The sequence below is a fragment of the Pseudactinotalea sp. Z1732 genome (genome assembly GCF_049724975.1).
GTDB lineage: Bacteria > Actinomycetota > Actinomycetes > Actinomycetales > Beutenbergiaceae > CALKWS01.
The window spans coordinates 1-11896 of record NZ_JBMPQC010000027.1; the positions used below are offsets into that span (position 1 = coordinate 1).

Sequence of the window (11896 nt, forward strand, 5' to 3'; positions counted from 1 at the left end):
TTGCACCGTGTGGAAGGGGTCCATCACCGGTGTGGCCTGCGGCAGTGCTTCTTTGGTGGCGCTGTGATAGCCGGTGAAGCCATCCATGGTGACCACCTCGATGCGGTCGCGGAACTCCTGGGTGCGCTCGGCCAACCAGTCGGTGAGTACCTTCGCCGAACGGCCTGCTTGCACATCCAGCAGCCGCGCCGGCCCGGTGCCCTCGATCGTGGGGGTCAGATCTACCAGGATCGTGACATACGAGTCCTCACCGCCGCCGCGCACGTGTTTCCACTTGTGCTCATCGACCCCCAAGATCCGCACCCCTTCCAGGTGGGTCGGGTCGTCATAGACCAGGGTGCGGGCGGCATCGACCGCGAGGTTATTGACCAGGTCCCATCCCAGTCCCAGGGCCCGGGCCACGGCGCTGATGCTCATCTTGTCGATCGCCAAGCGCTGCAGGATCCACCGGGTGCACCGGTTGGTGGTCTTGGCCCCCACCGCGGCGCAGTCCAGCCGTTGCTGGAAGATCCGCTGCGGGCACTGGGTCCCGGTGCACCGATAGCGAGGCAGGCGCACGTGCAACCTGGTGGGATGGCCGGCCACCGGTACGTCGGTCAGCACCCGCACCACGTGATCCCGCAGGACCCCTTCGGCCCCGCAGGACGGGCAGAACGGCAACCCCTGGCGCGGTCGGGCCTGGATGATGGTGACGTCTGCGGCGTCGATGCTGGCCCCGGTGATCATCAGGTCCAACTCCGCGGTGCGACAGATGACATCAGCAACAGGGCAACCAGAAACAGCGGCAGAGCAGGTAGATTTCATCGCGGGCCTTGGGTGTTCGGATCGGACTGGTTAGCACCTCCAATCCTCACCCAAGGCCCACCCGCTCACGGCCCACCACGCCACACTCGATCAGCCCCTCAACGCACCCTCAAACCGGAAGAGCCGAATAAGTTCGACATGCGAGGTATCCACAGGCCCAGGAAGCGCTCGTCGCGCCCAGGTTGAACCGACGCGTCTGCGACGCTCATCACTCCACCCCCGCCTCCCGCCGCGTCCGCGCATTGGCATGCACCGACCACCGCGGCACCCACCGCCCCAGCGCCGCGATCACCGCGCCCGAGAACCCGGGACGGTTCTCCGTGCGGTGCCAGGCCGGATTGTGCGTGCCGTAGTCGAGGGCGAGTTCACGAACATAAAGGACCCAATCAGGTCCGGTTCGAGGTGGCCCCCCTCGTAGACGCGGTCGAAGTCCTCCCAGACCGTCCTCTCTGGTCGAAAACGGCACCAACCTTGAACGATTCGTCCTACACAGCAATGACGGATTCTGCCATCCACGAGGCCGCCACCATCGCCGGCCCGTCCCCCACCTTCGCCGCCAGCGCCCCAACCGGCACATCGGTTAGGACCTTGCCCACCGCCAACAACGCCACCATCACCGCCGCCGTCGCAGCTCCCGCCCAGGGCAGTGGTGGACACCGCGATCATCGGCATCATCGCCCCCACGGCGATCTCGAACAGCAGCGTGGGCAGATACACCCCTGCCAGCAACGCCCGCAGCGAGACTGCGGCGCTCGGGGCGTGGGGTCGTGGGCGTCTATCTACGCCGCATTGTTCCCTACCGCTCGGGGTACTCCTTCCTACAGTCAAAGGCGGACGACGGCGGCGCTCACCTTAAGAGTCCAACGGCTCGGTTCGGTGCCCGACCAGGGTGTGCGTGCACGTCACGGTCCTGCCCGACCGCTCCGCCCGTCAGAGCAGATCCAGTCAATGACGACGGATCGTGACAACTCCTTGAGAGTTTAAATTTACGGTGGGCCCTAATCTGAAAGAGAAGTTGGAGGTGGCGATCTTGTTGCTGATCTGGCGAAAACTGTTAAGCAAACACGAAGTGTGCGCTCCTTCCAGCGCCGTCGCCGCGAGTGAGGACGTCGCCCTCTAGACGCTCGAGCACCCCTAGCGCGCCCTGCTGCGTCAGGCCGCTCAGCACCGCAAAATCGCCTGAGGTGATGCGGTCGTGGCGGTCGCCCCATTCCTGGACCACTCGTCTTGCCTCGTCGGCGGTCGGCGCCACATACCAAAGCACCCCTCGGCGCTTGAGGTCCACGGTGTCGTTTCGGTTGCCCAGGACTGCCTTCCGAGCCGCGCGCGACAACACCCAGACGTCCTTGTGAGGCTCAATGACCGGCTGAGCCTCAAGCACGCAGCGCGCGGTAATTTCGAGTGCCTCGACTGCCTCAGGCGGCGTTCGTTGCAGAACTGCTGCAATGTGCGCTGCATCGACGAATGGGGTGTACAGGAGCGTGTGAACGATGAGGGCAACCTGTACGTCACGTTGCCTGGCGGCAGGCTGAAGGCGCTTCGTAAGTCGCATGATCGGGATGACAGGTGTCCCACCCACGAGCCGAGTGCGGACGCGGGGCCCCGGCTCCTCGGCGATGAAGGGCGGCTGGTGTCCAAGAGTGACCATTTCGCGGTACATCCGGTCCACCCCGATCCCTTGCTTGTCCACCAATCCGAGCGCTAGGGCAGCGTCTGCCAACGCAGGGGATCGGCTGAATCGTTGTGTGAGTAGGTTGTCACTGGTGACGCCCCCGACAAAACCTCCTGGCGATACAACCGTCAGCGACCTGTCCTCCTCGACCCAGGTGACAGTGGTGGCAGCATGCTGATTCCAATCTCGGTGGACGATGCCATTGAGGATCGCTTCTCTGGCGGACCTGCTCGGTACGAGCCGCACTACGCCCTCGGCGAATCGGCCTTCGAGGGTGACACGATCATTCGCCGCATCCAACAGCGCCTCAACGCGTGCGATTTGTTCCAGCAGGCTCATCCCCTGGAAACTCTCCTCCCGGGCGAGGACGTCACCGCCTTCCACATCGAGGCGTGACCAGTTCAGCCAAGCCCGTGGAGCGGGGCAAAACAAAAGCGCGCCCGCTTCTGTGAGAAAACCATCAACGGTGAGAAGCCCGAGTCGGCGCAACATCTCCGCTGGTGCCGCCACCGACAATTCGAGACTGGCTTCGTCCTGGGCCTCTCGCCGCTCCAGATGTTCGCGCGCCACAGCGAGCGCTGCCTGCGTCACGTTGTCCATCGCCATCGAACTTGGCCTAGCCATTTGGTCCCACCCGGATCGGCCTTGACGGTGGAGCCACCATTGGCCTCGGTCAATCGGAACGGACTCTGGCCCAACGCGCCATCGGAGCCGATCGCTCGTATCTTCGACTGGCTCCCGCGCCTCCGGCACATAGATGACCAGGAGGCGGATTCCCTGCTCGTAGCGCACGACGACGTCCGGAGCGAGGTCGACCCGACGGTAGATCTGCTGCCGAAGCCATTCCGCGTCGAGTTCAGTACCGAGAAGATCCCCGGTCTTGTTCTCGATTCCGATGATCAGTGCTCCTCCGCCAGGAGTGTTCGCCATCGCTGCCACTTCATCTGCGAGATGATCAGCAGCCTTAACATTCTCTGGCTCTCCGGGCAGCAACACACCGCCCGAACCCCGCCGGCCCGCTTCTTCCTTGACATCCACTCGTTGTCGCTCGGCTGCATCCGGCAAACTGCCATGACGGATTGCCTCGAGGCAACGTTCTACGGCCATCTCCGTTCGGTTGCGGTCCACGATAAGTTCGGTGCCCGGCTGGAAGTGAATCGAGTCGCGCGAATCGATCATAAGTTTAAGTTTAGCAGGGTGCCTAAACTTAAACTACAGCCACGGTTGGCATGTTGTTGTTGAATCGCGACCGCTGCCGTGGCGCCGCAACGGGGGGATCATCGCAGTGAGGCAAGCGGGCGAGACTGGCGCGCAAGCCCGTAGTCGACATCGCAGGCGTCCGCACGAACAACACGACCCTCACACCCCCGCCTCCCGCCGCGTCCGCGCATTGGCGTGCACCGACCATCGCGGCACCCACCGCCCCAGGGCCGCAATCACGGCGCCCGAGAGCACCCCCATCGACACGATCCCGGCGGCCAGCGATCCGAGCGCCGCGCCTGCCGACACCACCAAAGGGCCAGCTGCCCCGCCGGTGTCGGCGAACAGCCGCCAGATCCCCAGGAACTGGGCGCGCTGGCCCGGCGGTGCGGTATCGGCCCCGAGCGTCATCAGGATCCCCGAGCCGATGCCATTGCCGAACCCCAGCACCATCGCCACCACCGACACCCCCACCAGCGTGGAGGTGAGCGGTAACAGCAGCATCGCCAGGCCCATCACTGCCATGGAGGGGATCGCCACCCACAGCCGCCCGAACCGGTCCATTACCTTGCCCGCCGGGTAGAACAGCAGCATGTCGATCGCCCCGGATAACCCGAACACCAACGACGTCGTGGAGGGGTCGAAACCGAGGGACTCGGTCCACACCGGCAGCACCGTGTTGCGCGCCCCGCGCACTGCGCTCACCCCGAGCACTGCGACCCCGAGGGTGACGAAGACGCGCCGGTGCTCGCGCAACACCGCCAGCACCGCCGGGCGTCCGCCCCTCGGAGCGGCGGTGTGCGCCAGGTGCTTGGCCGGGTCACGAACACCGACGACGACGGCGGCCGCGGCCAGGGAGGTCACCACTCCCACCCAGTAGGACCGGGATGGCTCCTGCGACCCAGCCATCGCCAGGGCGCCCACGAACGGGCCCAGGAACAACCCGATCCGGGCCACCCCGCCCAGGGTGGACAGCGCCCGGGCGCGGCGCAGTGGGTGGATCACGGCGGTCAGGTAGGACTGGCGGGCCAGTCCGTACACCGCCTCGCACGCCCCCACTAGCAGCACCCCGATCGCCAAGGTGACCAGGTTCGGTGCCAGGGCGAGCCCGGCCAGGGCGAGCACCGCCAACCCCGAGGCCGCCACCATCGCCGGCCGGTCCCCCACCTTCGCGGCCAGTGCACCGGCGGGCACGTCGGCCAGGATCTTGCCGACCGCCAGCAGCGACACCATTAGTGCCGCGGTGGACAGGCTCCCGCCCAGGCTGGTGGTGGACACCGCGATCATCGGCATCATCGCGCCCACGCCGATCTCAAACAACAGCGTGGGCAAATAGACCCCGGGCAGCAGGGCGCGCAGGGAGACCACGGTGCTCGATCGGTCAGAAGGGGTCATCGCCACGCATTCTCCCGCACGGCATCAACGAGGGACGATCCCCCGTTCCTTGGCACACCCACCTCCTGTGCATCCGCAGTAGGACACTCGCGCCGACGACGATGCACGGGCGGCCCTTGACGTGCGCGCCGAGCCTTAGTCGCTGGAGTGATGAAACTGGCCTCGGACATCGCGTCCACCTTCCGCGCGCACGCAGATCCTCACGACCGACGACGAACCCCCATTGCGGCCGACGCCCACCCGTGCGCATGTGCACAACTGTCTGGTACCGCCCGCACCCGGGGGCGCCTGGCCACTGGCTCGTTGGTGGCAGATCAGAGCCGACGGAGGTTCTCGTCCTTCGACGCCGGGTGCCCGCCCGCGGGAGGAATCACTTTATAGCCGAATTCAGATTCAAGCACCTCCGCCGCCACCTGTGCATTGTCTCGAATGGCTGCCATGAGTTGTATACGGCGCCAACGCACGCGGCCTCTTCGGAGGACCGACCGCCACCCCCGTTCGCAATCCACGCCGAACGCGTCCACCAGAATCTCAAGCACATCCTCCACACTCGGCCGGAAGCGATCCCCGCCAAGTGGGAAGTGCAGGTCGCCTTGTCGCCCGTGCGAGTCGTCCCGCTCCCATCGTTTCCGGACCCGGCGCGCTCGAGACGTTCCGGATCCAGCCAAGGAGAACAACCCGGAGATATCGGAGGTCGCGCCCTCATCAACCTGGAGGTGGGCTCGCGGGAGCGGATGCGGCATGTCCCTGTCGTAGTCGTATCGAAATATCGGTGGCCCGTCGGCCTCAGCACCGTAATGGAGGGCGAACGTCGACTTCTCAACACGAAGAAACTTCTCGGATGAATCGAGAGCGCAACGGTAATGCACTCGCAGGGACATGGTCGTGTCACCGTCTACCGACAACGGGATGCCCGTACCAGGCTCTTGTCGAACAGTCACCCCCACACCACCTGCTACCAGAGACGCGTCGAAGGGCTGGGAATTACCGACCACGACTCCGTCGATCGTCGCGGTCAACTCATCAGCGAACTGACGAGCCTGAACCGCGAGCTGGCTCATCCGGCGTGTTTGAGTAGGTAGTCCAGGTCTTCGATCTCGTCATAGGCCGCCAACTGCCGAGGATCAAGATCGAACCGCTGCGCGCGATGGCGCAATTCCTCTTCGGAGAACGGCAAACGGCGCACCAAATCAGCGCGCAACTCCTTCGCCTCCTCGACAGTCATCACTCGAACTGCAGTCTTCGGTGCCATGGTCGCTCCTCCACACGCGTCCGCCACATGATTGCGCCGAGGTCTGACATCGCGGCCTAATCCAGCGTTGCGCTACACCAATCTTGCCAGAGTAGAACGGCACATACCGCTCAACGACACGGACGGTCGCGCCCTGCTGGGTCGCTACACCAACCGACAATTCAGAGTGCCTCGCTCTGGACTTGTCGACTGACGACCACGAAACCCCCGTTGCGTACGACGCCCACCCCTACGCGCATGACCCGCAACCGCACAATCCCGCCTGCATCGGTTGACTATGCTGGCACATCATGGAGGCAGCATCCCGGGAGGGCGATCTCGCAGCGCGGCCATCACGCCGCCTTCCCGGCACCCACGAGGGCCATCACCCAGCGTCGGAAACCTCCTGCCTTGTCTAGGCTCCATCGAGCCCGCGTCGCCCTGTGGCATCTGCGCACGGGGGGCCACCGGCAACTTCGCAAGTACCTGAACCGCAGCACCACCACCCGCCACACCCCCTCGCTGCTGGAGGGCCAGCGTGACGCCCATGGGCACCTGACCTTCCCCCCGTGGCCGCTCCCGGAACGGCCCCCGCGGAGGCAGATGCGGGTCGCCGTCATCCTCGATGACTTCTCCCGCCTGGCCCTCAGCCACGAGTGGGACCAGGTCGAGCTCACCCCCTCCTCCTGGCGGAAGACGCTCACCGAGCACCCGGTGGAGATGCTGTTCGTGGAGTCGGCCTGGCACGGCAATGCCGACGCGTGGCAGTACCACCTCACCGGAACCAGCGCTCCCCGCCCGCAGTTCGTCGAACTGGTCGAGTGGTGCAAAGCCAACGGGGTCCCCACGGTGTTCTGGAATAAGGAAGACCCAGCCCACTACGCCGACTTCCTGGACTCGGCACGGCTCTTCGACCACGTCTTCACCACCGACGCCAACCGCCTTGATGACTACCGCCGCGACCTGGGCCACGAGCGCATCGGCCTGCTGCCCTTCGCCGCCCAGCAGTCGATCCACAATCCGGTGCGTCCCTCAGGTGGCCACCAGCACCGCGACATCGCCTTCGCGGGCATGTACTTCGCCCACCGTTACCCCGAGCGGCGTGAGCAGATGGATCTTCTCCTGGGCGCCGCCGAGGCCGTGAGCCCGAGGATGGAAACCGGCCTGGAGATCTTCTCCCGGTACTTGGGCGCGGATGATCGCTACCAGTTCCCGCCACCGCTGGATCAGCGTGTGGTCGGCTCACTGAGTTATGACCGGATGCTCTCGGCGAACCGCGCCTACAAGGTGTTCCTCAACGTCAACTCCGTCGTGGACTCCCCCAGCATGTGCGCCCGGCGCATCTTCGAGATCACCGCCAGCGGCACCCCCGTGGTCTCTACGCCCAGCCCCGCGATCGAGAACTACTTCACCGCAGACATGGTCGCCCAGGTGCACGATCGCCAGGAGGCCGAACACACCCTGCGCGCCCTGGTCCGCAGCCGTGAACTGCGCGACCGGATGGTGCACCGGGCCCAGCGGCGGATCTGGTCCGAGCACACCTACACCCGCCGGGTGGACGCTCTCCTGGACCGAATCGGCGCCGAGCACAGCGTGCAGCGCCGCCCCACGGTCTCGATTCTGGTGTCCACCAACCGTCCCGCCCAGATCGAGCACGTCCTGACCACCATCGCAGCCCAGCAGGATGTCGACTACGAACTCCTGCTCCTCGCCCACGGATTCGACCTGCCCGAGACCGAAACCCGCGCCCAGGCCAACGAGCACGGCATCGAGCGAATGGAATTCCTCAGCGCAGACGCCCAGACACCGCTGGGTGAGTGCTTGAACATCCTGGCTCGGGCGGCCACTGGGGACGTGGTGGCGAAGGTCGACGACGACGATCTGTACGGGCCGCAGTACCTGTCCGACCAGGTGTATGCCATGGACTACGCCGGCGCCGACGTGGTCGGCAAACAAGCGCACTTCATGTACCTCGCCGACCCGGACGCCACCGTGCTGCGCTTCCCCGAGCGCGAGCACCGCTACACCGACTTCGTCGCCGGTCCGACGATCGTGGCTCGCCGCGACCTGGCCTTATCCCACCCGTTCCCTGCCGTGCCCCGCGGGGAGGACACCGGGTTCCTCGACGCGGCCTCAGCGGCCGGCGCCACGATCTACTCGGCCGACAGGTTCAACTTCATCCAGCACCGCCGCGCCACCACCTCCGGAATTGGCGACCACCGGCACACCTGGAACACCACCGATACCGAGTTGCTGGCCAACGCGGATGTGCAGTTCTACGGCCACAACCCTGCCCACGTGATGGTGTAGGGCAGACAGGTAGTTACCGATGCATGCACCAGCGCCTGCGTACGATGACCCTTTACGCTCAGGACCCAACCAGGGGGGATCGTCGTGGCTGCACCCGTGACACTGCGCCGCACTGACCGCCGGCCGCGCCGGGGGTTGGCGCTGCTGATGATCGTGCTCAGTTGGGCACTGGTCCTCACGGCATGCTCATCCGCGGAGGAGCCCGAGCCGGAGGAGACCACCAGCGCTGCACCCGAACCTGAGCCGGAACCGGAGCCCGAACCCGAACCGGAGCCGGAACCCGAACCTGAACCTGAACCGGAACCGGAGCCCGAACTCCAGGACCCACTGCCCGAGGGGCCGGTCAACATTCTGTTGCTGGGCACGGACGACCGGGACCCCGACGCCATGGTCGGCAACCCGGACACCATGATCCTGGCCCACGTCCCGGAGGACCGGGAGAACGTCTACCTGGTCTCCTTCAGCCGGGACTCGTGGGTGCACATCCCCGGCTTCGGCAACGGGAAACTCAACTCCGCTTACCCGCGCGGTGGGCTGGACACCATGCACGCGACCCTGGATGACCTGCTCGGCGGCCTGGACATCGACTTCACCGTGCAGACGAACATGAATTCCTTCATTAACCTCACCCGGTGGTTGGAGTACTTCGAGGTGGAGAATCAATACGCCACCTCGGTCACCGTGGAGAGCACCGGACGGTACGTGGAGTTTCCGGCCGGTCGCATCCGCCTGGAGAACACCGATGGGCTGATCTACGTCCGCCAGCGCCAGGGGATGCCGCTGGGCGATCTGGACCGCACCGAACGCGGCCGGGCCGCCCTGGTCGGCATGCTGGAGCGAATCCAGGAGAAGATGACCGAGGAGCCCGAGGAGTTCCCGGAGTTGGTAGAGATGCTCTATCAGAACGTCAAGGTCACCGGTGACTTCTCCGTGGCGGACACCCTCACACTCGCCGCGGCACTGGAGGACTTCGATACGGACTCGGTGGTGTCGCTGATGGCCCCGGTCACAGGTTTCGGTACGGAGCAGGGCCAGTCGGTCAATGTGGTGAACCGGCCGCAGACCGCTGATCTGGGCGAGGCATTGCGCACGGACTCCATGGATGAGTACGTGGGCACTTACGGCACGGATTACACGCCGTAGTGCCTACCTCCCCCACGCGCACCCGACCGCTCCAAGTCCTGCGGAATCTCCTCCTGATCGCCCGGACCGCGCTGCAGCAGGGCGCTGACGATCCACTGCTGCTACTGGTCCAGACCGCACGGCGCCTGCCGAACCGGATCCGACCCGCCCTCTCCCGCGTACTAGCGGTGGGAGCTTCTGCGGGAGTACGGCTCGCGCTGGCCCACTTCATCGCTGGAAGGGTCGACGACGCCGCACGCACTTTGGCAGCGGCGACGGCACCGAAGCGGTCACTGCCTCGGCATGTCATGGCTGAACTGGCCGTTCAACTCGGTGCTGTGGCCTTGGCACCTGGTGGGTTGGACTCAGCACGACCACTTACCCGGGCGCGCGCGGCGTGGAACGACGGCGACATCACCGAGGCGATCCGCCTGGCTCGGCCGGCCGGGCGAGCCGGGCAGCGGTATGCCGCTCGCCTGGCTTCCGAGCGCGCGACCCTGGCCCCAGGCTTTGCGCTGGATATCCCCCTCGCTAGAACCCGCCCGACACCCGGGAGCAACATCCGCGCGTTGCATGTGTTGACGAACTCCGTGCCGCACACGGCCAGCGGTTACGCCTTTCGCAGTCATGAAGTGTTAAAGGCCCAGGCTCAGGCAGGGATTGCCGTGGCAGGGCTAACGCGCATTGGCTACCCCGTCACCGTGGGGCTCACCGGCGCCCGCGATTCCGACGAGGTCGAGGGCATCACCTACCATCGCCTGCTGACGCCGCGGCTTGCCGGTTTGCCTGCCACGCGGTTGCAGCAGATGGTCCGGCAGGCGTTGCCTATCGTGGAATCGTTTGCGCCCACGGTGCTCCACACCACCACTAACTACACCAACGCCCTCGTGACGCAAGCGTTGGCCGCTGCGCTCGGTGTTCCGTGGATCTACGAGGTGCGCGGGCAATTGGAGAAGACCTGGTTGGCCTCTCGTCATCCCTCGGTTCAATCGGCAGCCGAGGCCAGCGAGCGCTACCGATTGCTGCGCGAGAAGGAGACGGAGATGATCCTGGCCGCCGACCACGTGGTCGCGATCAGTGAAACGCTCCGCCAGGACATCATCGCCCGTGGTCGAGTAGCCGGAGATGTCACGGTAATCCCGAATGGGGTCGATCCGGCGCTGCTGGAGCAGAACCTTGCTCCCCATCAGGCCCGGGAGGCACTCGGGCTTCCTACTGAAGGTTTCTGGGTGGGTTCGGTCAGTTCGCTGGTGGACTACGAAGGCTTCGACACACTCATCGAGGCGATTGCCGCCCTGCGCGCTGAAGGGCTGGATGTGCGGGGCGCCATCGTCGGTGACGGTGTGGCGCGGCCTGATTTGATCGCCCAAACTCGCCGGCTCGGCCTGCAGGATTGGATCCGGTTTCCCGGGCGAGTGCCCCGGCACCACGTATCCACCTGGTATCAGGGATTGGACGCCTTCATCGCTCCGCGGCGCGATCTGCCGGTGACTCGGATAGTTACCCCGTTGAAGCCGATGGAGGCCATGGCGCTGGAGCGGCCAGTGATTGCCAGCGACGTCCCTGCTCTGGCCGAGATTGTTTCCGCACCAGGTGCGGGAACGACATTCCACCCCGGTGACGTTCGCGCGCTGGCGGATCAGATTGCTGCGCTGCAGTGCGACCGCGACTTGGCAACGGCTTACGCTATAGCAGGCCGTTCCTTCGCCCGCGGCCGAACCTGGCGGACCGCTGGCTTAGCCCATGCGGAGATCTACGAGGAGGTGAAGGCGACGCGATGAGCACGGACCAACGTTCCCCACAGAAGGTCCAGGGCAACGCCCGGTTCGTCCAGGACCTCCAGAGCGACGGACCCCGACAAGAGGTGATCGGGAGTTGGTTCCTCAAACCCGTGGGCAAACGTCCCACACTCAAAAGGTATCTCTTGGATCTCTGGCGTCGGGGCCACTTCATCTGGGCAGACTCCCGGGCACGCGCCTTCTCCGCCGGCCGGGGGATGATCCTGGGGAATGCATGGCTCGTTCTCCAACCGATGCTCAATGGCGCCATATACTTCCTCATCTTCGGCCTACTCCTGCAGACTTCGCGCGGCATTGACCGGTTCGTCGGTTACCTGATTATCGGTGTGTTCCTCTTCCAATTCACTGCCCGCTCACTCATGA

The 11896-nt window shown here is 65.4% G+C and carries 8 protein-coding genes and 1 pseudogene; 4 read left to right on the forward strand and 5 right to left on the reverse strand.

What is annotated here, in order from left to right; translation table 11 throughout:
- The 5 genes from ACPL7H_RS18960 to ACPL7H_RS18980 form a co-directional block, all read right to left on the reverse strand.
- A partial coding sequence (locus ACPL7H_RS18960) for an ISL3 family transposase (RefSeq protein WP_424798299.1) occupies positions 1 to 726 on the reverse strand: 726 nt, incomplete at its 3' end.
- A 1132-nt stretch (positions 727 to 1858) separates the two neighbouring features.
- A complete protein-coding gene (locus ACPL7H_RS18965; protein WP_424798300.1) occupies positions 1859 to 3655 on the reverse strand; it encodes a DUF5635 domain-containing protein in 1797 nt (598 codons plus the stop codon).
- 180 nt (positions 3656 to 3835) lie between these two features.
- Positions 3836 to 5071 (reverse strand): MFS transporter, encoded by a 1236-nt coding sequence (locus tag ACPL7H_RS18970; protein ID WP_424798301.1) that lies wholly within the window; start codon positions 5069 to 5071, stop codon positions 3836 to 3838.
- A gap of 314 nt (positions 5072 to 5385) precedes the next feature.
- Positions 5386 to 6132: a hypothetical protein gene (locus tag ACPL7H_RS18975; RefSeq protein ID WP_424798302.1), complete on the reverse strand. Its 747-nt coding sequence runs from the start codon at positions 6130 to 6132 to the stop codon at positions 5386 to 5388.
- Positions 6129 to 6323 (reverse strand): hypothetical protein, encoded by a 195-nt coding sequence (locus ACPL7H_RS18980; RefSeq protein ID WP_424787324.1) that lies wholly within the window; start codon positions 6321 to 6323, stop codon positions 6129 to 6131. Before ACPL7H_RS18980 ends, ACPL7H_RS18975 begins: the two co-directional genes overlap by 4 nt.
- A gap of 390 nt (positions 6324 to 6713) precedes the next feature.
- Between ACPL7H_RS18980 and ACPL7H_RS18985 the strand changes: the two genes are divergently transcribed.
- The 4 genes and pseudogenes from ACPL7H_RS18985 to ACPL7H_RS19000 all read left to right on the forward strand — a co-directional run.
- Positions 6714 to 8612, forward strand: coding sequence for a CgeB family protein (locus ACPL7H_RS18985; protein WP_424798303.1), 1899 nt, complete (start codon positions 6714 to 6716; stop codon positions 8610 to 8612).
- A gap of 84 nt (positions 8613 to 8696) precedes the next feature.
- A complete protein-coding gene (locus tag ACPL7H_RS18990) occupies positions 8697 to 9755 on the forward strand; it encodes an LCP family protein (RefSeq protein ID WP_424798304.1) in 1059 nt (352 codons plus the stop codon).
- 287 nt (positions 9756 to 10042) lie between these two features.
- A complete protein-coding gene (locus ACPL7H_RS18995) occupies positions 10043 to 11515 on the forward strand; it encodes a glycosyltransferase family 4 protein (RefSeq protein WP_424798305.1) in 1473 nt (490 codons plus the stop codon).
- Positions 11512 to 11896 (forward strand): annotated as a pseudogene (locus tag ACPL7H_RS19000) (hypothetical protein); the annotation flags it as partial. The gene ACPL7H_RS18995 and the pseudogene ACPL7H_RS19000, both read left to right, overlap by 4 nt.

What these genes read in the sequence shown, in the direction of transcription:
- ACPL7H_RS18965 (WP_424798300.1), bottom strand. Translation starts at nt 3,655, where the DNA reads ATGATCGATTCGCGCGACTCGATTCACTTCCAGCCGGGCACCGAACTT.
- ACPL7H_RS18970 (WP_424798301.1), bottom strand. Translation starts at nt 5,071, where the DNA reads ATGACCCCTTCTGACCGATCGAGCACCGTGGTCTCCCTGCGCGCCCTG.
- ACPL7H_RS18975 (WP_424798302.1), bottom strand. Translation starts at nt 6,132, where the DNA reads ATGAGCCAGCTCGCGGTTCAGGCTCGTCAGTTCGCTGATGAGTTGACC.
- ACPL7H_RS18980 (WP_424787324.1), bottom strand. Translation starts at nt 6,323, where the DNA reads ATGGCACCGAAGACTGCAGTTCGAGTGATGACTGTCGAGGAGGCGAAG.
- ACPL7H_RS18995 (WP_424798305.1), top strand. Translation starts at nt 10,043, where the DNA reads ATGGCTGAACTGGCCGTTCAACTCGGTGCTGTGGCCTTGGCACCTGGT.